Origin of the sequence: Microbacterium sp., from assembly GCF_044340635.1 — a bacterium.
In the GTDB taxonomy this organism is placed as follows: domain Bacteria; phylum Actinomycetota; class Actinomycetes; order Actinomycetales; family Microbacteriaceae; genus Microbacterium.
Map to the genome: position 1 here is coordinate 114,150 of NZ_JBIITF010000008.1, position 21,488 is coordinate 135,637.

At 65.1% G+C, this 21,488-nt stretch carries 21 protein-coding genes and 1 tRNA gene; 18 read left to right on the forward strand and 4 right to left on the reverse strand.

Translation table 11 applies throughout. From position 1 onward, the window contains the following. The first annotated feature begins 211 nt into the window (after nucleotides 1–211). The 6 genes from ACIQ0W_RS09110 to ACIQ0W_RS09135 all read left to right on the forward strand — a co-directional run bounded on the left by ACIQ0W_RS09110 (nucleotide 212) and on the right by ACIQ0W_RS09135 (nucleotide 6,126). Complete coding sequence (locus ACIQ0W_RS09110; protein ID WP_396642458.1) at nucleotides 212–1,987, forward strand: ABC transporter substrate-binding protein; 1,776 nt, start codon at nucleotides 212–214, stop codon at nucleotides 1,985–1,987. Beyond that, nucleotides 1,984–3,015: an ABC transporter permease gene (locus ACIQ0W_RS09115; protein WP_396642459.1), complete on the forward strand. Its 1,032-nt coding sequence runs from the start codon at nucleotides 1,984–1,986 to the stop codon at nucleotides 3,013–3,015. The genes ACIQ0W_RS09110 and ACIQ0W_RS09115 overlap by 4 nt, the downstream gene beginning before the upstream one ends. Next, entirely contained in the window at nucleotides 3,002–3,886 is an 885-nt protein-coding gene (locus ACIQ0W_RS09120; RefSeq protein ID WP_396642460.1) for an ABC transporter permease, read from the forward strand. Before ACIQ0W_RS09115 ends, ACIQ0W_RS09120 begins: the two co-directional genes overlap by 14 nt. Further along, nucleotides 3,883–4,920: an ABC transporter ATP-binding protein gene (locus ACIQ0W_RS09125; RefSeq protein WP_396642461.1), complete on the forward strand. Its 1,038-nt coding sequence runs from the start codon at nucleotides 3,883–3,885 to the stop codon at nucleotides 4,918–4,920. Before ACIQ0W_RS09120 ends, ACIQ0W_RS09125 begins: the two co-directional genes overlap by 4 nt. Further along, nucleotides 4,917–6,008: an ABC transporter ATP-binding protein gene (locus ACIQ0W_RS09130; protein ID WP_396642462.1), complete on the forward strand. Its 1,092-nt coding sequence runs from the start codon at nucleotides 4,917–4,919 to the stop codon at nucleotides 6,006–6,008. The genes ACIQ0W_RS09125 and ACIQ0W_RS09130 overlap by 4 nt, the downstream gene beginning before the upstream one ends. A 45-nt stretch (nucleotides 6,009–6,053) precedes the next feature. Continuing rightward, nucleotides 6,054–6,126: transfer RNA gene (locus tag ACIQ0W_RS09135), tRNA-Met, on the forward strand. A gap of 172 nt (nucleotides 6,127–6,298) precedes the next feature. On the opposite strand, the gene ACIQ0W_RS09140 is transcribed toward ACIQ0W_RS09135, so the two are convergent. The 3 genes from ACIQ0W_RS09140 to ACIQ0W_RS09150 all read right to left on the reverse strand — a co-directional run bounded on the left by ACIQ0W_RS09140 (nucleotide 6,299) and on the right by ACIQ0W_RS09150 (nucleotide 9,049). Further along, nucleotides 6,299–7,147: a hypothetical protein gene (locus ACIQ0W_RS09140; RefSeq protein WP_396642463.1), complete on the reverse strand. Its 849-nt coding sequence runs from the start codon at nucleotides 7,145–7,147 to the stop codon at nucleotides 6,299–6,301. A gap of 98 nt (nucleotides 7,148–7,245) precedes the next feature. After that, on the reverse strand, nucleotides 7,246–8,400 hold the full coding sequence (locus ACIQ0W_RS09145; RefSeq protein ID WP_396642464.1) for a tyrosine-type recombinase/integrase: 1,155 nt from the start codon (nucleotides 8,398–8,400) through the stop codon (nucleotides 7,246–7,248). Next, nucleotides 8,387–9,049, reverse strand: coding sequence for a hypothetical protein (locus tag ACIQ0W_RS09150; RefSeq protein WP_396642466.1), 663 nt, complete (start codon nucleotides 9,047–9,049; stop codon nucleotides 8,387–8,389). The genes ACIQ0W_RS09145 and ACIQ0W_RS09150 overlap by 14 nt, the downstream gene beginning before the upstream one ends. A gap of 99 nt (nucleotides 9,050–9,148) precedes the next feature. On the opposite strand from ACIQ0W_RS09150, the gene ACIQ0W_RS09155 reads away from it, so the two are divergent. Further along, nucleotides 9,149–9,361 carry a helix-turn-helix domain-containing protein gene (locus ACIQ0W_RS09155; RefSeq protein ID WP_396642467.1) on the forward strand — a complete coding sequence of 71 codons (213 nt, stop codon included), beginning with the start codon at nucleotides 9,149–9,151 and terminating at the stop codon, nucleotides 9,359–9,361. A 916-nt stretch (nucleotides 9,362–10,277) separates the two neighbouring features. Here ACIQ0W_RS09155 and ACIQ0W_RS09160 read toward each other — a convergent pair. Further along, nucleotides 10,278–11,057 (reverse strand): IclR family transcriptional regulator, encoded by a 780-nt coding sequence (locus ACIQ0W_RS09160; protein ID WP_396642469.1) that lies wholly within the window; start codon nucleotides 11,055–11,057, stop codon nucleotides 10,278–10,280. Between the two features lie 159 nt (nucleotides 11,058–11,216). Between ACIQ0W_RS09160 and ACIQ0W_RS09165 the strand changes: the two genes are divergently transcribed. The 11 genes from ACIQ0W_RS09165 to ACIQ0W_RS09215 all read left to right on the forward strand — a co-directional run bounded on the left by ACIQ0W_RS09165 (nucleotide 11,217) and on the right by ACIQ0W_RS09215 (nucleotide 21,488). Beyond that, a complete protein-coding gene (locus ACIQ0W_RS09165) occupies nucleotides 11,217–12,041 on the forward strand; it encodes an ABC transporter ATP-binding protein (protein WP_396642470.1) in 825 nt (274 codons plus the stop codon). Continuing rightward, complete coding sequence (locus ACIQ0W_RS09170; protein WP_396642472.1) at nucleotides 12,031–12,822, forward strand: ABC transporter permease; 792 nt, start codon at nucleotides 12,031–12,033, stop codon at nucleotides 12,820–12,822. The genes ACIQ0W_RS09165 and ACIQ0W_RS09170 overlap by 11 nt, the downstream gene beginning before the upstream one ends. Before the next feature lie 96 nt (nucleotides 12,823–12,918). Next, a complete protein-coding gene (locus tag ACIQ0W_RS09175) occupies nucleotides 12,919–14,031 on the forward strand; it encodes an ABC transporter substrate-binding protein (protein ID WP_396642474.1) in 1,113 nt (370 codons plus the stop codon). 38 nt (nucleotides 14,032–14,069) lie between these two features. Continuing rightward, nucleotides 14,070–14,954 carry an SMP-30/gluconolactonase/LRE family protein gene (locus ACIQ0W_RS09180; RefSeq protein ID WP_396642475.1) on the forward strand — a complete coding sequence of 295 codons (885 nt, stop codon included), beginning with the start codon at nucleotides 14,070–14,072 and terminating at the stop codon, nucleotides 14,952–14,954. A 68-nt stretch (nucleotides 14,955–15,022) separates the two neighbouring features. Continuing rightward, on the forward strand, nucleotides 15,023–15,796 hold the full coding sequence (locus tag ACIQ0W_RS09185; protein WP_396642476.1) for an SDR family NAD(P)-dependent oxidoreductase: 774 nt from the start codon (nucleotides 15,023–15,025) through the stop codon (nucleotides 15,794–15,796). Continuing rightward, on the forward strand, nucleotides 15,796–16,962 hold the full coding sequence (locus ACIQ0W_RS09190) for a mandelate racemase/muconate lactonizing enzyme family protein (RefSeq protein WP_396642477.1): 1,167 nt from the start codon (nucleotides 15,796–15,798) through the stop codon (nucleotides 16,960–16,962). The genes ACIQ0W_RS09185 and ACIQ0W_RS09190 overlap by 1 nt, the downstream gene beginning before the upstream one ends. Nucleotides 16,963–16,983: 21 nt before the next feature. Continuing rightward, complete coding sequence (locus ACIQ0W_RS09195) at nucleotides 16,984–18,030, forward strand: zinc-binding dehydrogenase (RefSeq protein ID WP_396642479.1); 1,047 nt, start codon at nucleotides 16,984–16,986, stop codon at nucleotides 18,028–18,030. Beyond that, nucleotides 18,021–19,034 (forward strand): C-terminal binding protein, encoded by a 1,014-nt coding sequence (locus tag ACIQ0W_RS09200; protein WP_396642481.1) that lies wholly within the window; start codon nucleotides 18,021–18,023, stop codon nucleotides 19,032–19,034. The genes ACIQ0W_RS09195 and ACIQ0W_RS09200 overlap by 10 nt, the downstream gene beginning before the upstream one ends. Beyond that, nucleotides 19,031–20,068, forward strand: a complete 1,038-nt coding sequence (locus ACIQ0W_RS09205; RefSeq protein ID WP_396642482.1) for a zinc-binding dehydrogenase — start codon at nucleotides 19,031–19,033, stop codon at nucleotides 20,066–20,068. The genes ACIQ0W_RS09200 and ACIQ0W_RS09205 overlap by 4 nt, the downstream gene beginning before the upstream one ends. Next, nucleotides 20,065–20,829, forward strand: coding sequence for a glucose 1-dehydrogenase (locus ACIQ0W_RS09210; protein ID WP_396642483.1), 765 nt, complete (start codon nucleotides 20,065–20,067; stop codon nucleotides 20,827–20,829). Before ACIQ0W_RS09205 ends, ACIQ0W_RS09210 begins: the two co-directional genes overlap by 4 nt. Further along, nucleotides 20,826–21,488, forward strand: a complete 663-nt coding sequence (locus ACIQ0W_RS09215) for a bifunctional 4-hydroxy-2-oxoglutarate aldolase/2-dehydro-3-deoxy-phosphogluconate aldolase (protein ID WP_396642484.1) — start codon at nucleotides 20,826–20,828, stop codon at nucleotides 21,486–21,488. The genes ACIQ0W_RS09210 and ACIQ0W_RS09215 overlap by 4 nt, the downstream gene beginning before the upstream one ends.

The window sequence follows — 21,488 nt, forward strand, 5'->3', positions numbered from 1 at the left end:
ACGCATCCCCGTCGGCCCTCGCGCCGGCGGGGATGTTCGCGTGCGCCGCGCTGGTCGATCCGGTGGGCGTTTCGTGGTTTCTGCCGCCCGATGGAAGGGGTGTGGATCGGGCCCGACCCACGGGCGAGAGTGAGGTCGGAGTTGGTTCCGGCTCAATGACGACCACGGATCACCGAGTGCCGTCACAGCCCTACACAAGGGAAGTGTTCACATGACAGCAAGACGCACAGGCGGGCGATCAGCACTGCGGCTGATCGGCTCGCTTGCGGCGGCCGCCGCGCTCGCCATCTCGGCGGTGGCCTGCACCGCCGACGGAAACGGTACCGACGGGGGCGGCTCGGCCGGCGAACCGACGCCCGGCGGAGACCTCACGGTGCTGCTCGACGCGGGCTTCGCGGGCGGGTGGGCCACGGGGCTCGACCCGGCCACGAGCAACACGGTGGGCGCGAACCTGCCCCAGAACGCCGCGATCTTCGGCGGACTCTTCACCCTCGAGCCCGACGGCGACGGCGGACAGATCGTCCCCAATCAGGCCGAGGGCTACGAGTGGTCGGATGACGGGCTCACCCTCTCGGTCACGCTCCGCGACGGACTGACCTTCTCGGACGGCACCCCGCTGAATGCCGAGGCGGTGGTGTGGAACTGGATCCGCGCCCTGAACTCGGGCAGCACCGGGGCCCCTCAACTTCAGCTCGACCGCACCATGACCGCGCCGGATCTCAGCGCCGAGTTCATGGACAGCCTCTGGGCCGCACTTCCGGAGGACGTCGACCGCGCAACGGTCGAATGGCAGCTCGGCACGATCGTCGCCGAGGACGAACTGACCGTGTCGATGACGCTCACCGCCATCAACGGGTCGCTGGTGAACGGGTTCCCGACCTCGAGCCTGAACCTGATCGCCTCGCCGACGGCATACGCCGAGATCGGCGCCGAAGAGTTCAGCTTGGCTCCGGTCGGCGCGGGCCCCTTCGTCGTGGTCTCCGATCAGCTCAACGAGCGCCTCGAGTTGGAGAAGAACCCCGAGTACTTCAAGGACGGCCTGCCCTATCTCGACGCCCTCACGTTCCAGTCGGTCGCCGGTGACCAGGTCGCCTATCAGACACTGCTCGCCGGCCAGGGCGACGTCATCGAGGGGCTGAGCTCCGTGCCGCTCATCACCGAGGCCGAGAACAATCCCGATGTGAAGGTCGTGCTCGGAACGCCGACGTCGCCGTATGTCGTGCAGCTCAACACACGCACCGCGCCGTTCGACGACATCCGGGCCCGGGAAGCGATCTACTACGCCACCGATTTCGCCGCGATCAACACCGGTCTCTTCAAGGACCAGGGTGAGATGAGCCAGTCGTTCACGGCGTCGGGGGGTCTGTTCTACAACCCCGAGGTTCCCGACTACCGGACCTACGACCTCGACAAGGCGAAGGCGCTCGTGGAGGAGCTCGGCGGTCTGACCGTCAACCTCGGCACGACCGATATCGTCACGGCACGCTCGGTCACCACGGCACTGCAGACGCAGTGGCAGGAGGCCGGCATCGACGTCACGATCGAGGCTCAGCCCCTCGGCGACGTCATCACCGACTTCATCGCCGGCGATTGGGAGGCCATGCTGCAGACGGCGGGAGCGTGGGATCCGTCGGTCGGCATCGGTGTCTCGGTGCGGTTCGGCTCCACGTCGCCGTTCAGCGGCGCTCCGCTGCCGGAGGGCGCGACATCCGCGGCAGACGCGATCCAGCGTCAGCTGACGACCGACCTGGATGTACTGCTCGCGGAAGCCATCGGCACGGTCGACGACGACGAGCGCGCCGCCAAGTACGAAGAGATCGCCAAGTACATCTCGGACGAGGCGTATGCGCCCTTCGGTATGGCGTTCTCGCCCGCCCAGGTGATGCGCACGGGAGTCCATGGACCGGGTCTTGACGAACCCATCCCGGCCCTGTCCGTCAACCAGGGCGTCCTGTACGACCGGGTCTGGGTAGAGAGCGGCCAGTGACGGTCACCGAGACGACGACGAGCATCCGGACCGAGGAGCGTCAGAGCTTCCTCGGCCGGGTGTTCGGTTCTCCGCTCACGCGGCTGGTGGGACGGCGCGTTCTCGTCGCCGTCCCCCTGCTGCTGGCGATCAGCATCCTCGTGTTCGCCCTGCTCGAGGCGATCCCGGGCGATCCCGCCCGCAACCAGGCGGGGATGGATGCCACGGAGGAAGAGGTCGAGGCGGTCCGTCGTCAGATGGGCCTCGATCGTCCGGCCGTCGAGCGGTATCTCACGTGGCTCGTCGGCTTCGTCACCGGGGATCTCGGACGATCCTCGGTGAGCGGACAGTCCGTATCGTCGCTTCTCGCGACGCGCGTCCCCGTGACCGTCGAGCTCGTCGTTCTGGCGTTCATCGTGTCGCTGGCCATCGCGATCCCGGTCGCTCTGCTGGCCGCCCGCAAGCCCGGTGGCGTCTTCGACCGGATCGTCATGGTCATCTCCATGACCCTGCTCGCCGTGCCGAACTACGTGATGGCGCTCTTGCTGGTTCTGGTGTTCGCCGTCGTCCTGCGGGCTCTCCCCGCCATCGGCTACGTCCCGATCGAGGACGGGCTGCTGATGAATCTGCGGTCCGTGACGCTGCCGGTGCTGGCGCTCGCCGTTCCCCTCGCGTGCTTCTATGCCCGGTTCCTGCGCGGCGACCTGGTCGAACAGCTGAACTCGGCGGACTACGTCGAGACCGCGCGGGCCAAGGGGGTGAGCCCGTGGAACGTGCTGTGGCGTCACGCGTTCCGCAACTCGTCCTTCGGGCTCCTGACGCTCGTCGGCCTGAACGTCGGCGGACTCGTCGGCGGAACGGTGATCATCGAGCAGATCTTCGCGATGCCCGGGCTCGGCGTGCTCATGCTGCAGGGCGTGATGTCTCGCGACACCGCCGTCGTGCAGATCTGCGTGTTCATCTTCGCCGCGGTCGCCGTCCTCGCCAATCTGGTGGTCGACGTGATGTACGCGGTCCTTGACCCGAGGGTTCGTTATGGCGCTCGCTGATGCAACGATCGGTGTCGCTCTCGCACCGGTCGAAGGGATCCCCCGTAGTGCCCGGTGGGCGAAGCTGCGGCGACGGCTCGTGGTCGGCATACCCGCCGGCTTCGTGTTCCTGCTGCTCTTCCTCTGTTTCGTCGGTCCGCTGATCCTGCCCCTTCCCTCTCCGATCGGCGGGAACGTGCTCGACAGCGGACTGCCGCCGGGTTCGCCGGGACATCCGCTCGGCACCGACGTCAACGGCAACGACGTGCTTTCACGACTGATCTACGGGGGCCGGGCATCGCTTCTCGTCGCGATCGCCGTGAACATCATCGGCCTCGTCGTCGGCGGAGCGATCGGCGCGATCTCGGGATTCCTGGGCGGCAAGGCCGACACGATCATCATGCGCGCGCTCGACGTGCTGATCGCGTTCCCCTCGCTCGTCCTGACGATCGCCATCGCCCAGATCCTCGGCCCGAGCCTGCCCAACACGATCCTCGCGCTGTCGGCGTTCAGCATCCCCGCCGTCGCCCGCATCGCCCGCTCCGCCACCATCCGGGTCGTGAACATGCCGTTCATCCAGGCGGCTGAGCTCAGCGGCAGCACGACGACCCGCACGCTGCTCCGGCACGTCGCGCCGAACATCATCCCGCAGCTGCTCAACTTCGCGCTGCTCGGGATGGGCATCGTGATCGTCACCGAGGGTGCGCTGAGCTTTCTCGGGATGGGCATCCCCGCCCCCGCACCGAGCTGGGGAAACATGATCTTCGAGGGGCAGCAGTCGCTGTCGGCGACGCCGCTCCTCGTGCTGTGGCCGAGCCTGGCGCTTCTGGTCACCGTGCTCTCCTTCAACATGCTCGGAGAGAACCTCAGAGACGAGATGAGCGGCCGATGAGAACACTGCCCGAGCCGACCGTTGCCGATGCGGCGCCGGATGCGTCGACCGCCGAACCCCGGACGGTGCTGTCGGTCGAGAACCTGCGCGTGACCTTCACGCGGGGTGCCCGGCCCGTCCACGCGGTCAACGGCATCTCGTACGAGCTGCAGGCCGGACGGATGCTCGCCATCATCGGCGAATCCGGGTCGGGCAAGTCGGTCAGCGTGCGGGCCCTCATGGGCCTGCTCCCGCCGAGCGCGAGCATCACGGGTTCCGCACGACTCGACGGACGCGAGCTCGTCGGCCTCGACGAGAGGTCGCTGCGCGGTGTGCGCGGCAACGACATCTCGGTCGTCTTCCAAGACCCGGCACGCTCGCTGAACCCGACCATGAGCGTGGGGCATCAGATCACCGAGGCGATCCGCACGCACCATCGCGAGATCGGCAAGAAAGAGGCAGCCGAGCGGGCGATCGAGCTGCTGCGGATGGTGCGTCTGCCCGCCGCGGAACGCCGCTTCCACGAGTATCCGCACCAACTCTCGGGGGGCATGCGGCAGCGCGTGATGATCGCCATCGCGCTCGCCGGCAACCCGAAGGTGCTCATCGCGGACGAGGCCACCACGGCGCTCGACGTGACGACCCAGGCACAGATCATGGAGTTGCTGGTCGATCTGCAGGAGAGGCTCGGCACCGCCGTCATCCTGATCAGCCACGATCTCGGACTCGCCGCGAGCTATGCCGACGAGGTCCACGTGATGTACGCCGGTCGCATCGTCGAACAGGCCGACACGGACGTGCTGTTCCGGAACGTGCGCATGCCGTACACGAAGGCCCTGCTCGGCGCGATCCCCCAGCTGTCCACTCCCCCGCACTCGCTGCTGCCGGTCATCGGCGGCCATCCGCCCGACCTGTCGGCTCTGCCGGTCGGATGCTCGTTCCGGCCCCGTTGCCCGCGGGCGACCGAGAAGTGCGAAGAACGCCCCGAACTCATCGAGGCCGAATCCGGCCACAGCTACGCCTGCTGGCACCCGCACCTCGAGGGGGCGAAATGACGACCTTGTCATCGACCGACTACGACGGGCCGCTGCTCTCGGTGCGCAACGTCGTCCAGGAGTACGTCAGCCAAGGACCCGGCGGGGTCAAGGCGGGCGTCGTCCACGCCGTCTCGGATGTCTCGTTCGACCTGGCCGTGGGGCAGACGCTCGGCATCGTCGGCGAGACGGGGTCGGGCAAGTCGACCCTCGCGCGCGCCACGATCCAGGTCGAGAAGCCGAAGTCCGGCGAGGTCTGGTTCAAAGGGCAGAACCTGGTGGGGATGTCCAAGCGCGACCTCAAGCGCGCGCGCCGCGACATTCAGATGGTCTACCAGGATCCGTTCGGGTCGCTGAACCCGCGGTGGCGCGTCGAGGACGTGGTCGCCGAACCCCTCATCGGCCACACGACGATGGGTGCTCTCGAGCGGGGAGCCCGCGTGCGGGAGCTGCTCGAGCTCGTCGGACTGAGCCCCGACATCTACCTGCGTCGCCGTCCGCTGGAACTCTCGGGCGGTCAGGCGCAGCGTGTGGCGATCGCCCGAGCGATCGCGACGAATCCGGCGCTCGTGGTGTGCGATGAGGCGATCTCGTCCCTCGACGTGCTGATCCAGGCCCAGATCATGAACCTGTTCGAGAAGTTGCGGGCAGAGCTCGGCCTGTCGTACGTGTTCATTGCGCACGATCTCGCCACGGTCAAGCAGCTCAGCGACCAGGTCGCGGTCATGCACCTCGGTCAGCTCGCCGAGGTCGGTCCCGCCGAGCTCGTCTACGGTTCACCGAGGCATCCGTACACGTCCGCGCTGCTCGGCTCGATTCCCGGGCTCGACCCGGTGACCGGCATAGCGCGTCGCCCGGTCACGCTCAAGGGCGAGCCGCCGTCGCCGCTGCATCCGCCGTCGGGATGCCGGTTCCGCACGCGCTGCCCGCGGGCTCAGGAGAAGTGCGCGGTAGAAGAGCCGAAGCTCGTCGACTTCGGCGCCGGGCACAAGGCGGCATGTCATTTTCCGCTCGACGCGGTGCCCACGGTCTCCGTCGATGCGCTGCGTGCGACGATGCCGGAGCCGGCGCTCGCGTCATCCGCCGTCGCATCCCGAAACAGGGCGTAAAACACCGGACAGGAGGATGTCAGGGCCGCTACGGTAGCGGTATATCGCGACGTTCCGGGTGGTCCCGGGCACCGGTTCATACCCGGTCGTGTTGCGGGTTCGACTCCCGCCGTCGCGTCTATTTTGAAGGGCCCGAGATCCCCGTAATTACGCGGATCGCGGGCACTCGCATTCTCGGCGAAGCGCGTTTTGCCCACACTTTGCCCACATCTCAAGAGGCCAGACGCCGCTGGACTAGTTCGACAAGTCACTAGCAGGATGACGAAGTTGGGCCGTCGATGAGGTCCTTGTTAGCGCGGACTGGACCAAATCCAATGCGAAATGGGAACGGAGAATTCGCGGGCCCGGAGGTCTGGCAGCAACCAAGGTTGGCGGTGAAGGTCCGTGCCGTTGACTCGCTCTGGGGGCAATGACTCCATGTAAGCGAGCAGGGCAGGATTCTGCGCATCAGCAAGGTTCATCATGAAACGCACCCGCACCTCACCGGCAGGCGGATCGCCAAGCGGGAAAGCTGCAATGTACCCCAGAGGAAGATCGATCTCGGCCGCAAGGCGACCGAGCTCGAGCAGACCTAAGGAGTCTGGCCACCACGCTTTCACCACTTCGTACGCCTGCTCACGAAGCTCGATCGAATGAAGCTCGACCTCGCCAGAGACGAGGTGTTCCCAGTGGGGCGTTACTGAGCGAGGTTCGCCGACTGCGTACCGCCGAGCACTGTCAGCGCCCCCGTCGGCGGCCCAATTTGAGATCCAGTCGGCATCGTACGTGGACAGCGTGCTACCCGCACGGACTCGGACCGGCGCTAAGAATGCCGAGCGGAACCCATCCCACTCAAAGGCGGCCCGTTCCGCCTCTTCCCGGGTTGGGAAAATGTAAAGCCCTCTCAAGCGAGATACGGCACCAGGATTATTCTTAGCCCTCGCTCTCTCGAGAGCCATTTCGCGATCGAAGAAGACAGGGCTTTCGCTCACCGCCGACGTCAACGTCGCGACCTGCCACACCGACAGGAAACTCGAGTCGACCGCGTCCACCGAACTCAAGAGCCCTCGGTATGCGAGCCACGCGATCATCGGATTATTGATCTGCAGGTGGATGAACCCGACGCGGGGCTCCGCCAGTACTTCCGTGTTCGATGTCACACTGCAATATGAGCACATGCTCGCGCTGCCACCGATCGGCGTTGGGTCACTCGTACCCGCCACCTCGACCGAAGTAGATTTCTCCTCCCACCAAACGGTCACACACGCCGCGAAACAGCCCTGTTCCGAGCAGCATTAAGCGAGGCAGAAACTGTGTCGAGGTCGTCGTCGAACAGGTCGGCGTAGACATCTAGCGTCATGGCCGCGGACGCGTGGCCGAGCATCCGCTGCACCGCCTTCACGTTCGCGCCCGAACTGATCGCGAGCGATGCGGCCGTATGGCGCAGGTCGTGCACGGTCATCCGCTCGAGGCCTGCCACGTCCAACGCGGTCGTGAACCATGAACGCGACTTCCCCGAGGCGCGCGGGCGCGGCAGATAGTCGAGACCGTCACCGAACAGGATCGCATCGCGCAACTTCCCCTCGCACAACTGCGCGATCGGCAGCTCGAGAAACTCGGGATACGGCACCGACCGTAGTTCGTGCGTCTTCGGCGTACCCACGTGGATCTCTGAACCCACGCGCACGGCGTTCTCGTTCACGGCGAGCCGCCGGCGCAGGGCATCAACATCGCGGACGCGTAGCGCTGTCAGCTCGCCCCAACGAAGACCTGTGTACGCCGCGAGGTAGACGACGGTCGAGTGGTCTCCAGACGCTAGAGCAAGCCGCTCGATCTCTTCGTGACTGAGGTATCGATGCGCCTTCCTGCCCTTCCGAGGCAGGTTATCGACGCCACGAGCCGGGTTGTGCGGGATGCGGCGATCCTTGACGGCGATGTCGAGGACGGATGCGAGCACCCCGTGTGCGCGGATCACGACCGTTGCGCTCTTGGGTCTCGCGCCTTGCGCACGAGTGCGCGGATGGTCGCGCCGGTTCGTCTTCGCAGTGCCCGCGGATAGCTGAGAGACCCACGTTCGCACGTCGCTGTGCGCAATCGCCGAGACCGGAGTGGTTCCCCACCGCGGCAGGACGTAGACGCGCCATGCGTCTTCGAGCGCCTTGTAGCTCGACGGCTTCAGCCGCGACTGCTTGGCCTCGAGCCATCCGACTCCGAGTTCGGCGATCGTGGTGCGCGCCCGCGCCGGTTCGATGTACTCCCCCGTTGCCTTCGAGACTTCGACGGTCGCGAGAAAGAGATCGGCGTCGCGCTTCGTGCGGAAGCCACGTTTGTCGGTCTGGCGGTGATCGGGCGTCCGATAGCGAACGCGATATCGCTTGCCTGCTCCGGTCTCGTAGGCCTCAATCGTTCCCATGGCGACCTATCAGTGAGTCGAGAAATGCCTGGTGCTCCTCGTCGGAGATGTCGGGCTCGACTCCCATCTTCTCCATCAGGCCCATGGCGATGCGTCGCGCGCCGGGCTGATCGACGACTGTCGTCATGTAGCCCGACGCACGGGCGCGAGCGATCCAGTTCGTCGCCGTCCGCTGCTTCAGCCCCATCGTTTCGGCCACAGCGAGCGCCGGATTCTCGTTCGAGATCTCTGCGATGCGATACACCAACGCCGTGAGGTGAAGGGTCTCTGGATGCGTGGGCTCCAACGGTGCGAAGTCCTCAAGCATCCCGAGCCGCTGTTTGTCGCGGAGCATGATGACGCCGATGGTCCACAGCGGCAGCGAGTAGGCGATGGCGCGTCGCGCGATGGTGTGAACGCGAACGGTGCGGAGCAGCGACCCACCGATCTCGAGCGGCAACTGTCCCCGATCGAGTGCGAACTCGGCGATCTCGTACCTTCCGGCGTCCCCGGAGTATTCGAGTCGCAGGCGGACGCGGACCTGCTCGTCGTCTTCGAGCCCGACGACGTCTTCTCGGCCGACGAGCATGTCTGCTTCGATAATCGGCTTTAACGACAGGCCCGGCGGCACCAGGATGCTGCGGCCCGAGAGTCTGATCGGCTTGCTCACATCGACATGATGCCACACGGTGCGCGCTATTGACATAGCTACGCAACTAGTTCTAGCTTGTGCGTATTGATGACATGGTTACGCAGAAGGAGTCAGAGGATGGATGCCAAGGATGAATGGCTCGACCTCGATGAGGCTGCCCAGATGATGCACATGACACGCGCGGCTCTTGCGCAGCTGCGCTACCGCGGTGGCGGCCCCATCTTCTACCGCATCTCTGCGAAGACGATCCTCTACAAGCGCTCCGGCATCCTCGAATGGATGGAGAGCCGGGCCTGCACGCGAACCGACGACGTAATCACGGGTCGCTGACCGCTTCGTTCCGAAGCCTTCCACAAATAGCGGCGTTCCACGCAACGTGGAACACGGAACGTGAAACACGGAACGTTTGCTAACTCGCCAGCCTGCACGGTCCTAAGTTCAGGATCTCTCGTCGAGTTCTAGCTCCACACCGTCGTCGCCTACGACCAGAGCTTGTCAACAAGGCGGCGGATGCCTGTCATGAAGTCTTTCTAATTGGTGCCTTCGACGCACCTATCTGAGGAAGTGTCGGACGTGTCGATCAACGTGACCGAGAAGCAAAGCAGACGGCGGGCATGCCGGGATGTTGGAGCAGGTACTGGTGTATCTGCGATCAGCGAAGACCGCACCGGCGAGGAGAGGGTGTCGAGCGACAGCGTGACGATTGCCTGGCGCTGTGTAGTCGGCTCGGTCTGAGGGTGCCTTCGTCGGATATCTTCATGGACGATGACACGTCGGCCTGTCCAAAAAAGAAGCGGCCCGGTTTCGCAAGCATGTTGGAGGGTCTGCGCCGACCTCGACGAGGACGTCGCCGCCTTCCGCGACCGTCCGCGGGCGGTCACCGCCTGATCTAGCAGCACGACGAATGGGACGGCGCCGACCGCCGCTACTTCAGCGAGCACTCCATCAAGCTTCTGTTCGCCGAACCCGAGGCGGTGGGGATCCCTGAACTGACCACGGCATAATCACAATCAGCTGATCTCGCACTGTGTCGAGAAACTTCACCACTGAGCGGGGCGCCACCTTCATCAGGTACGGGACGAGGCGCTGAAGCCACCTCCCAAACTGCGTTCCGACGCTGAGAGCGATGTCGCGACAATGTTTTCGGACATCGGGCCCTTCGGCGGGCCGGTATCGCTGATCGCGGATGTCGCGCCTGAAGGCGTGCTGGCGGAGGGCGGTCCTGCGCGCACTTCCCGGCCGACATTTACCGTCCCGCAACTGCTCTCGCAAGGGCCCTCAACTGGGCGACGGCCAACTCGATCTGATCCGGTGTAGCGGCGCTCTTGAGCAGCGAACCGCTGACCGCATAGGGTCGCGCGGGGTCAATGGCCGACGACAACGGAACCGCGATGCACACGATTCCCGGCGTCGTCTCCTCATCATCAATCGCCCACCCGCGCTCGGTACACAGGGCCATGTCGTCTTCGAGTGCGGCCAACGTAACAAGCGACTTCGCCGTGAACGACGCAAACGGCTCTTCCCGCTGCGAGACCAGACGATCAAATTGCGGGCGCTTCATGCTCGAGAGCATTGCCTTACCTAGAGCGGTGCAGTTCGCGGGTAGCCTGCCGCCCACGCGCGACGCGATCGACAAGGGCTGATCGCCCACGTGCTTCGCGAGGTACACGACGTCGAAGTCGTCCAGCGTACCCAACTGCACCGTCATCGACATTGGCGGCGTGAGCGACTGGCAGTAATCCGTGAAGCCCCGCACAGGTGAGAAAGTATCGAAGTACGACTGCCCTAGATCGCCCAGCCGCGGCCCGAGCGTGTAGCCGTTGTCGCCCTGATTGAGAAAACCGATCTGCAACAGCGCAGCACAGATGTTCACCGCCGAGGAGCGCGGGATCGTTAGTTCTCGGGCGAGCACCGTCGCCTTGACCGGTGCCCCATTGGCTGACGCCACGATGCCGAGGATCGTTCCCGCACGCAGAATCGCTGGCGGCGGCGCGGCGCTTCCTCGCACCGGCGGTGATTCGTTCATAGCCGGAACCATACTTCTCGCGGAACGCGCATTGTCAACATTTTGATAGAATAACACCATTTTGACTTTTTCGGGGAACGATGCCTACTCTTAGTGCCGGACGGATGACCCCTGTGAGAGCACCCGTCTTTCAATCCGACAATGAAGTTGAGAGGTATCATGCCCCGCAGTGAGTCTGTTGCTCCACGGATACCGCAGGACACCATCCCGCCGAAGCACAAGCTCAGTGTGTCCGGACTGACGGTCTCCTACGCCACCCGGGGCAAGTCGGTGACACCGTTCGCCGACGTCAACTTCGAGGTGCAGGATGGCGAGTTCATCTGCATCATCGGGCCTTCGGGCGCTGGCAAGAGCACGCTGCTTTTCGCACTCGCAGGTCTCGTCGCGCCCACCGCCGGTACCATCGAGCTCGCCGGCCGGCAGATCAACGGGCCAGGTGGAGACCGCGCCGTCGTGTTTCAGGACGACGCCGTCTTTCCCTGGTACACAGTGGAGAAGAACGTCGCCTACGCGCCGGCCGCAGCCGGCTGGCCGGCGGCTGAACGCGAGCGGGCTGTCGAGGAATCCCTCCGTCTCGTTGGCCTGTCCGACCGCCGTAAGTCCTACCCCGGCCAGCTCTCGGGTGGCATGCGCAAGCGGGTCGACGTCGCACGTGCTTTCGCGGGAGACCCCGAGACCATCCTTATGGACGAACCGTTCGGCGGACTCGACACCATGACGAAGGAGGGTCTCCAGGAATCCATCCTCCAGATCTGGGACACCAAGAAAAAAACCATCATCTTCGTCACCCACGATCTCGAAGAGGCTGCATTCCTGGCCGACCGCGTGTTCGTGCTGCAGAAGGGCGGCGGCCTCCGTATCGTTCCCATCGACCTTCCCCGGCCCCGAACCGCCACGATGCGGACCGAACCGGCACTCCAGAGCTACCGCCGAATGCTCGGCGAACTGATTCGCGGAGCGGAGATGGTCGCTGATGGCCACTGACATCCGTATCGCCAACCCCCGGCGCGATCGCACCCGCCGCATCCTGTTGCAGACCGGCACAGTCGTAGTACTGATCCTGGTCTGGCTCCTCGTGACCGAGGTGGTGGGCATCGACCCGCTGTTCGTACCGGGCCCCGACGACCTCGTCAGCCGCTTCGTGCAGATGGCCCCCCAGCTGCCGAGCGCTCTGGGTTACTCGCTTGTCATCATTCTCGGCGGCTTTCTCATCGGATGCGCGGCCGGCGTGCTAGTCGCCCTCCTGATGGCATACAGCGCGGTGGTGCGCGAAAGCGTCGAGCCGATCGTCAACGCGCTCCGGCCGATGCCGATCTTCGCCCTCATTCCCCTCTTCCTGCTCTGGTTCGGAATCGGCTACGGCTCGCAGATCGGGCTAGTCTCGTTCGGCTGCTTCGTGATCCTCGTGGTCAGCACGTCCGAGGCGATCAAAAACGTGCCAAGCATCTACGTGAACGCCGGCCGCACCCTCGGCGCCAGCCGGGGCCGTCTCTTCGCCACCGTGGTCGTGCCAGCCATCGTTCCGAACCTCGTCGGGGCGCTCCGCGTGGCTGCTGCGGCATCGTTCGGGCTCGACGTAGCCGCCGAGTTCATCGGCGCCCAGGACGGGCTCGGTTACCTGTTGATCAACAGCTCTGCCTATCTGTACACCGACGGAATCATCATCATCATCATCATCTACACGATCTTGGCGTTCCTGCTGGACCGCCTCGTCCTGGTATCCACCAGGGGGCTCACCCGATGGGCCGGACGAACGCAGCACTAACCATCGCGACTACCCTCACCAACCAAATCACAAAGGAAAGAAGCAATGAGTTCAATGACGAATATCAGGCGCAGAATCACTCGGGCCGCCGTTGGCATGGTCGCAGTCGCTGCGGTCGCCACAGGCCTCGGCGCGTGCGCCTCCGGCTCCGGTTCGACCGACGCAGCGGATGGCGGTCTCACCCCGTTGCGCGTTGGAGTGCTGCCGTACCTCGATTATCACCTGTTCTATGTGGCGCACGAGATGGGCTTCGACAAGGAGCTCGGCTACGACATGAGCTTCACTAAGTACCCGCTCGAGCCGAACGAGACCCAGTCGCTCGCCCGAGGTGACATCGACATCGCCCAGGGCGCGATCGGTTCGCTGGTGTCGCAGCTGCCTTCGCAGCAAGACCTGCGGGTGTTCCTCAGCCTCTCGCAGTACAAGGGCTTCGCTTTCGTGGTGCGCGAGGACTCGGGACTCAAGACATACCAGGAGTATTTCGACGAGCTTGGCGACGCCGACGCGGCCCGCGAAGCCGTCGTCGCAGAGATGGTCGGCAAATCGCTCCTCACCACCGAGTCGAGCTATCGCGCCACGATTGCCGGTCTGATGGATGAGGGTGGCAAGAACTACGACGATCTGAACGTGCAGAACTTCGCCGAGGCCTCGCAGGGAGCGGCCGCCTTCATTCAGGGCACCGGCGACATCTACCTGGGCGCGGTCGCCCAGACGGTGAAACTGGTCGACCAGATGGAGGGCTACGAGGTGCTGATCCAAGATGAAGAGATGGGAGCGCCCGGCCTCTGGTACAGCAACGCCTACGTCACCCAGGGCTACCTGGATGAAAACTATCAGCAGCTCATCGACGTAACCGCCATCTGGTACCGCACCGCTCGCTACGTGGCCGAGAACCCGGATGAGGCGTACCCGATCATCCTGAAGACGCTCAACCCAGACACCGCCAGCAACCTAACGGTAGACGACCTGAAGAGCCAGATTCCCGACACCACATACTTCCCTACGGCGGAAGAAGCTCAGGAGTTGACCTTCAACGACGACACCGAAATGAGTTGGAAGAAGTTGACCGACTACCAGTTCGAGCAGGCTGAAGCACTCGGTACCGATCTCAGCGGAATCACGTCCGACGAATTCATCGTGCAGGACGAGATCTTCGACGAGTTCATGGCAGACGACAAGCTGCAGGACTACGTGAACGCGGACTTCTGAGCCCACGGATCCACACCGGGGATGGAAAGAGAACGATCATGAACGTGCGACATGACGGCCTGGAGGTTGCCCTCGACATCCGAGCCGACCTCGGTGAGGGCCCATGGTGGGACATCGCGACCCACTCGTTGCTGTGGCTCGATTTGTTCGAAGGGCGCATTCACTCTTTCGATCCCGCCAGCGGTCAGAACACGTCGATCAGTGTGGGGCAGCCCATCGGCTGCTTCGCGCTCCGCACGGACGGCGGCATCCTCGCCGCCGTCCGTGACGGGCTGGGCTTCGCCGACCGCGGTATAGACGGACTCGAGCTGGTCTCTCCGGTCGAGATCGACAACACGGCGAACCGGGCGAACGACGGAGCGTGCGACGCGGCGGGACGGTTCTGGTACGGCACCATGGCCTACGGCCAGACCGCCGGTGCCGGAACGCTGTACCGCGTCGACGCTGAGCTCACGGTGACTCCCGTCATCCACGGCACCACCACGTCGAACGGAATCGACTGGAGCCCCGACAACCGTCGCATGTACCACGCCGACACCGGCACCGGTGCGATCACCGCCTACCACTTCGATCTCGCCGCCGGGACGCTGTCCGATCCCGTAGTGGTGTTCACCGCTCCCGGCGGCACCGGGTCGCCCGACGGGCTGTGCGTCGACTCCGCCGGAGACCTCTGGGTGGCGATGTGGGACGGCTTCTGCGTGCTGCGGCTCTCCGCCGAGGGCGAGCTGAAGCAGCGGATACCCCTTCCTGTCGCCCGAGTGACGAGTGTCGCCTTCGGAGGCGACGAACTCGAAGACCTCTTCATCACCACGGCACGACGGGGACGCAGTTCTGAACAGCTCGCCGATGAGCCCCACGCGGGCAGCATCTTTCACCTCAGACCAGGCGTGGCCGGCCTTGCCCCGCACCGCTTCGGCGGCTGACGACTTCACCCACGTCGACACCAGACGACACAACCCAGAAGACCCCACCGAGACGACAGAGAGTGATCATGAAACTTGACGGCAAAGTAGCGATCGTCACCGGCGGTGCACAAGGGATCGGCGCGGCCATCGCCACGCGGCTCAGCGAACACGGCGCTCGTGTCGCGATCGCCGACCTGCAGACCGACGGAACTCTCGCCGAGCAACTGCGCTCGGCGGGTGGCGTCGCTACAACGACTTTTCTGGATGTCGCCGACGAAGCGTCGGTCGTGCAGGCGTTCGACAGCGTCGAGAGCGAACTCGGGCCCGTCGACATCCTAGTGAACAACGCGGGCATAGGCACGCCTGTCGCCTTGCTCGTGGACACCACCACCCAGGACTGGGAGAGGACTTTCCGCATCAACCTGACCGGAAGCATGATGTGCACAAGAGAGGCCTTCCGCCGAATGATTCCTAGGGGCGGCGGCACCGTGCTGAACATCGCATCCAACGTGGCCAAACGCGGGGTTCCCCTCCGCAGCGCCTACACCTCGTCGAAGTGGGCGATGCTCGGACTAACCGAGACCGCTGCGCTGGAAGGCGCCCCGCACGGCATCCGAGTGAACGCTCTCCTCCCCGGCAACGTGCAGACCCCGCATCTTACCGAAGTCGTGCAGATGCACGCCGACGCCGAGGGCAAGACCTTCGATGAGTACACCGAGATGCTGAAGGGCTTGTCGCCCATGGGTCGGTACGTCGAACTCGACGAGATCGCCGACGTGGCCCTCTTTCTCACCAGTTCCGACAGCTCGGCGATGACGGGCCAGTCCGTCAACGTCACCGCAGGATGGATCATGCATTGATGCCCACGATCGTCGATGTCCAGACCTGGGTGCTGCGTGCCGAGGTTCCGACACCCTTCTTCTTCGCCCAGCCCGGGATCGTGACCCATCGCTCGAGCATGGTGATCGCCATCACCACCGACGACGGCCGGATCGGATACGGCGAGGCCCTTTGCAACGGGCACCAGCCGGCCGACATCGCCGCGGCGACGGTCGACTCGTCTCTCAAACCGCTGCTGATCGGCCGAGATCCGCTCCACACCGGGGTTCTCTTCGAGGAGTGCTACAACCGCACGAAGGACTTCGGCATGAAGGGCGCCGTCGTGGGCGCCATCAGCGCCATCGACATAGCTCTCTGGGACCTCAAAGGCCAGATACTCGGACGGCCCGTGCACACGCTGCTGGGCGGCGCCTTTCGGTCCACGCTCGCTCCCTACGCCACCGGGTTCTACCGGGTGGAGGGGGGCGCCTATCCCGAGTTGCTGGCGGAGGAGGCGCAACGCCATCTGGACGCCGGCTTCACCGCGATGAAGGTGAAGATCGGATTCGGCATCGATTCCGACCTGCGCAGCATCACGGCCGTGCGCGAGGCCGTCGGCGACGGTGTCCGCATCCTGGCTGACGCCAACCACGCGTATAACGCCGGCACCGCGCGGAGACTGGTGCGCGAACTCGACGACCTCGATGTCTACTGGCTCGAGGAGCCGATCTCGCCCGAGGACGTCGACGGCTACCGCTCGCTGGTCGACATGGGGCCGAAGCTGCTGATCGCCGCCGGTGAGAACGAGTTCTCGCGCCACGGCTTCTGGCCCTGGGCCACGACGAGGGCGGTCGACATCCTGCAACCCGATCTCGCGGCCGCGGGCGGTTTCACCGGTGTGCAGCAGATTCAGACCCTAGCGCTGTCTGCGGGGCTCGCACTCAACCCGCATGTCTGGGGCACGGCGATCGGACTAGTCGCTGCGATTCACTTTCTCGCGACGATCCCGCCGGTTCCGATCTCACGGGCGGGGCAGGAACCGATGCTCGAATACGACCAGTCCAGCCACCCGTTCCGCCAACACCTGGTTGAAGAGCTTCCGACGATGGCGAACGGGCGCGTAATGGTGCCCGATCGCCCGGGTCTCGGCATCACAGTCGATCGGTCGGTGCTTGACCGTTTCGACCAGAAGTCACCCGTCAGATAACAATTCACCATTCGGAGAACCATGAAGACATTACTTTTCCCCGGCGATCGGCGCGTCGAGCTCGCGGAGGTGCCGACGCCGACCCCGGCACGCGGGCAGGTGCTCGTGCAGGTCAAGGCTGCCGGCCTCTGCGGAAGCGACCTGCACCAGCAGTTCCGGGTGCCCGCCTCGGAACGGGAGGGGATCGTGGTGGGGCATCACACGAGTCCCGACACGATTCCGGGCCATGAGCCTGCCGGAGTGATCGTCACCCTCGGGGACGGCGTCACCACCCTGGCCGTCGGCGACCGCGTCGCCGTCGCGCACGTGACCGGATGCGGCCACTGCGTCGCGTGTCGCCGCGGCCGCGACATCGACTGCCCCGAAAAAGTGTTCTACGGGCTCGACCGCGACGGGGCCATGGCCGACTACATGGTCGCCGAGGCCAAGGACTGCGTGGTGTTGCCCGAAACCGTGTCATTCGTAGAGGGCGCCTTCTGGGCGTGCGGTGCGGGCACCGGATATGCGGCACTGACGCGTGGCGGACTGGTGGCCGGTGAAACCGTCGCGGTGGTGGGACTCGGGCCCGTGGGCACCGCGGCGGCCTTCTTCGCCGCGAAGGCGGGCGCCCGGGTGGTCGGATTCGATCCACTCGATGAACGCCGCGACCATGCTCGAGGGTTGGGAGCGCACCACACTATCGATCCGACCGACCCCGGGGCCATGGAGCAGCTTGCAGAACTCACACGCGGTGAAGGTGCCGACCTCGTGATCGAGGCATCCGGTGTCGCGCCGGGGCGAGCTTCGACCATCCAGATCGCCGGAGTCGGAGGCCGGATCGTGTTCGTGGGCCTCGGCAACAGGACGGTCGAATTCGACATCGACCAGGTTATCCAGAAGCAGATCACTTGCATGGGCTCATGGGTCTTCAGCACCCCCGACCTCCAGGACATGATCGACAGCGCGGTCGACCTCGGCATCTCGGTCGAGAACATGGTCACCTTCCGGTACCGGCTCGATGAGGCCGAAAAGGCCCTGTCCGAATTCGATGCGGGATCGCTAGGGAAAACGGTGTTCGTATGGGACTGACCACCGCTGACCCGGTCATCGAAGCACATTCCGCCATGCCCCTGAGCATCGTGATCACCGACTGCGACCACGACTCGATCACCTTCGAAGAAGAAGTTGCCCGGGAGTACGGCATCAGCCTCGAGCGTCGGCAGTGCGTGACCGAGGATGAGGTCATCGAAGCCGCCCGCGACGCGGATGCAATTCTCGTGCAGTACGCCCCGATCACTGCCCGAGTGCTCAAGGCCCTGCCTAAGCTCCGCGCGATCGGCCGTTACGGCGTCGGCGTCGACACCGTCGACGTCGAGGCGGCGACGAGGGAGGGCGTGGCGGTGTGCAACGTTCCCGACTATGGCACCGAAGACGTGAGCGACCACGCCATCGCGCTCACCATGTCCATGGTGAGGAGCGTGCCGCGCCTGGATCGACAGATCCGAGCGGGTGGCTACGACTACGCGGAGGCCCACCCGCTGCATCGCACCGTGGGCCTCGTGTTCGGCGTGCTCGGTCTCGGGCTCATCGGCACCGCCACTGCCCGCAAAGCGAAGGGCATCGGCTTTCAAGTCATCGGATTCGACCCGCTGCAGACCGTCGGCACCGTCACCGCGGGCGGAGTCGAGGTCGTCGACCTGGACACCCTGCTGGCACAGGCCGACATCCTGTCGCTGCACGTTCCGCTGAACGCGGCGACCGAGCACATCATCGGCCCGGCCACTCTTCAGTCGATGAAACGCGGAGCAAAGATCGTGAACACTGCCCGGGGCGGTCTGATCGACACGGATGCCCTGGTGGAGGCGGTCACCAGCGGGCACCTGTCCGGCGCCGCCCTCGACGTGTTCGAGCGCGAACCGCTCGCGATCGACAGCCCCCTTATCGCATTACCCAGCGTGGTGCTCACACCGCACATCTCCTGGTATAGCGAGGAGTCGTACGGCGAATTGAAAGACCGAACAATCCGCAACGTGGTCGACGTTCTCGTCGGCGCAGTTCCGCGCAACATCATCAACCCCGAAGGATTCCGATGACCCCCGTCCCCCCTGAGATGACGGCAGCGGTACTCACCGCCCCCGACACCATCGACGTGCTGATCGTGCCAGTGCCAGAGGTGCGGGAGGGCTGGGCGCTGATCAAGACCGAATACACCGGACTGTGCGGCAGCGACTTCTCGATCCTGCACGGCACGCACCCGCGGGCCGGGTTTCCTCTCGTCATGGGGCACGAGATCACCGGCATCGTCGAGGTCGCGGCTGGCACCGGACCGGCGGCCGGAAGCCGCGTGGTCATCGAGCCGCTGATCAGCTGCGGCGTCTGCGCGCCGTGCCGACGCGGCGAGACCCACGTGTGCCAGCGTTTGGGTCTCTACGGCATCGACGTGGCAGGCTCGCTGGCTGAGTATGTGACTGTTCCTGCCGATGCGCTCATTGCAGTGCACCCCGCGGTGCCTGTGCTGCAGGTCGCGCTAGCTGAGCCCCTCGCCGTGGCGGTGCACGCTGTCGAGCGATCGGGGCTCTCGCGCGGCGATACGGTTGCTGTGTTCGGTGCCGGACCGATAGGCATTCTGACCGCGTTGGTCGCGAGGCACCAGGGGGGCGACGTCGTGCTGGTGTCCGAACCCAGTTCGGCCCGGAGGGACTTCGCAAGCTCGCTCGGATTTCCGGTGATCGAAAGCGGAGAAGACCCCGTGGAAGCCGTCACGGCTCGAACTGACGGAGACGGAGTCGATTTCGTATTCGACACGGCCGCCCATCCCTCTGTGGCGGCCGCGGTCACCCGCGTCGCGCGGGTGCGCGGAACCGTCGTCACCGTGGGCGTATACAAGAAACCCGTGGAGGTCGACCTCCAGACAGTGACGTTTGCCGAGCTCACCGTGATCGGCGTGCGCGTCTACACGCGCGCCGACCTCGAGCAGGCCGTGAAGCTGATCACCGAGGGCGACCTCGGGCTCGAGCGACTCCCTGTCGACGTCTTTCCTCTCGCCGAGACCGCTCAGGCTCTCGCGAGGGCGATGGCTGCCGGACCGGCGCTCAAGATCCTCGTCGCCTCAGGAGACGGGGCGTGACCGGGAGGCTCGCGGCCTTCGACCTGGTGGGATCGACTGCGGTCGTCACCGGGGCATCCCGTGGTATCGGGCACGCGATCGCCGAGGCACTCCTGAGGGCAGGCGCGGATGTCATCGTCCTTCAGCGCACGCCTCCCTCAAGCAGTCTCCAGAGAGCCGCGCGGGAGTGGAAGCAAGACCTGAAGCACGTGGTGGTGGATCTCGAAGAGGAGGAGTCGATCGCCGCGGCGATTGAGGAGAGCGCGCGGATCGCACCGGTCGACATCCTCGTGAACAACGCCGGAACGCAGATCCGGCACGACTCCCTTGACTTTCCCCTGGCAGATTTCGACCGGGTGCTGAACGTGAACACCCGCGCCGTCTTCCAACTGTGCACCGGTTTCGCATCGGGAATGGTGCAACGACGACGAGGCAAGATCATCAATCTCTCGTCGCTGCTGGCGTTCCAGGGTGGACTGCGCGTGCCCGCCTACGCCGCCTCGAAGGGAGCGGTGACCCAGCTCACCAAGGCATTCGCCAACGAATGGGGAAAGCACGGCGTGAACGTCAACGCAATCGTTCCGGGATATTTCGCGACCGACATGAACTCGGCGCTGGTTGAAGACGAGGACCGCAACGCCCAGATCACGACCCGCATCCCCGCTGGTCGCTGGGGCCGCCCCGATGACATCGCCGGTGCCGCGGTATTTCTGGCGTCGCCGGCGTCTGATTACGTACACGGCATCACGCTCCCCGTCGACGGAGGGTGGCTGGGCCGATGAACGGCGAACGAATCCCACGCTCCGCCGTGCTCACGCGCGATCCGATCGTCGCGGTGCTTCGCGCAGACCATGCCGTTGAGTATCCTCCAGTCATCGACGCGCTGCTATCGGGTGGAGTGCGGTCGATCGAGCTAACGCTGAGCACTCACGGCGTCTTTGATCACCTCGAAGAGCTCGTTGCCCGGGTGGGGTCCGACGGCGAAGTCGGGGTCGGAACGGTGACGACGCTCGCTGAGGCCGAACTCGCGATCGCGAGCAACGCCGCCTTCGTCGTGACCCCGGTGATGAATCCCGACGTGATCGGCGCGTGCGTCGCCGCGGGTCTGCCCGTCTATCCAGGCGGCCTCTCCCCCACCGAAGTCCAGCTCGGCTGGGCTGCAGGCGCCACGGCGGTCAAGATTTTTCCCGCGTCGGCGGTCGGACCGGACTACGTCAACCAACTCCGCGGACCGTTCCCCGACCTGCAGGTGATTCCGAGCGGAGGAGTCGACGAAGCAGCTGCCATCGCATGGCTCCAAGCGGGGGCGGTGGCGGTGAGCATCGGCGGCCCGCTGATCGGCGACGCGTTCGCCGGAGGCGATCTCGTCCTGCTCACCGACCGCGCTCGTCGTCTGAGCGAGAAGGTTCTCGAGACCGTGGCCGCCAGAGGTCCGGCGTGA

What these genes read in the sequence shown, in the direction of transcription:
- ACIQ0W_RS09110 (WP_396642458.1), top strand. Translation starts at nt 212, where the DNA reads ATGACAGCAAGACGCACAGGCGGGCGATCAGCACTGCGGCTGATCGGC.
- ACIQ0W_RS09120 (WP_396642460.1), top strand. Translation starts at nt 3,002, where the DNA reads ATGGCGCTCGCTGATGCAACGATCGGTGTCGCTCTCGCACCGGTCGAA.
- ACIQ0W_RS09125 (WP_396642461.1), top strand. Translation starts at nt 3,883, where the DNA reads ATGAGAACACTGCCCGAGCCGACCGTTGCCGATGCGGCGCCGGATGCG.
- ACIQ0W_RS09130 (WP_396642462.1), top strand. Translation starts at nt 4,917, where the DNA reads ATGACGACCTTGTCATCGACCGACTACGACGGGCCGCTGCTCTCGGTG.
- ACIQ0W_RS09145 (WP_396642464.1), bottom strand. Translation starts at nt 8,400, where the DNA reads ATGGGAACGATTGAGGCCTACGAGACCGGAGCAGGCAAGCGATATCGC.
- ACIQ0W_RS09155 (WP_396642467.1), top strand. Translation starts at nt 9,149, where the DNA reads ATGGATGCCAAGGATGAATGGCTCGACCTCGATGAGGCTGCCCAGATG.
- ACIQ0W_RS09160 (WP_396642469.1), bottom strand. Translation starts at nt 11,057, where the DNA reads ATGAACGAATCACCGCCGGTGCGAGGAAGCGCCGCGCCGCCGCCAGCG.
- ACIQ0W_RS09165 (WP_396642470.1), top strand. Translation starts at nt 11,217, where the DNA reads ATGCCCCGCAGTGAGTCTGTTGCTCCACGGATACCGCAGGACACCATC.
- ACIQ0W_RS09170 (WP_396642472.1), top strand. Translation starts at nt 12,031, where the DNA reads ATGGCCACTGACATCCGTATCGCCAACCCCCGGCGCGATCGCACCCGC.
- ACIQ0W_RS09175 (WP_396642474.1), top strand. Translation starts at nt 12,919, where the DNA reads ATGGTCGCAGTCGCTGCGGTCGCCACAGGCCTCGGCGCGTGCGCCTCC.
- ACIQ0W_RS09180 (WP_396642475.1), top strand. Translation starts at nt 14,070, where the DNA reads ATGAACGTGCGACATGACGGCCTGGAGGTTGCCCTCGACATCCGAGCC.
- ACIQ0W_RS09185 (WP_396642476.1), top strand. Translation starts at nt 15,023, where the DNA reads ATGAAACTTGACGGCAAAGTAGCGATCGTCACCGGCGGTGCACAAGGG.
- ACIQ0W_RS09190 (WP_396642477.1), top strand. Translation starts at nt 15,796, where the DNA reads ATGCCCACGATCGTCGATGTCCAGACCTGGGTGCTGCGTGCCGAGGTT.
- ACIQ0W_RS09195 (WP_396642479.1), top strand. Translation starts at nt 16,984, where the DNA reads ATGAAGACATTACTTTTCCCCGGCGATCGGCGCGTCGAGCTCGCGGAG.
- ACIQ0W_RS09200 (WP_396642481.1), top strand. Translation starts at nt 18,021, where the DNA reads ATGGGACTGACCACCGCTGACCCGGTCATCGAAGCACATTCCGCCATG.
- ACIQ0W_RS09205 (WP_396642482.1), top strand. Translation starts at nt 19,031, where the DNA reads ATGACCCCCGTCCCCCCTGAGATGACGGCAGCGGTACTCACCGCCCCC.
- ACIQ0W_RS09215 (WP_396642484.1), top strand. Translation starts at nt 20,826, where the DNA reads ATGAACGGCGAACGAATCCCACGCTCCGCCGTGCTCACGCGCGATCCG.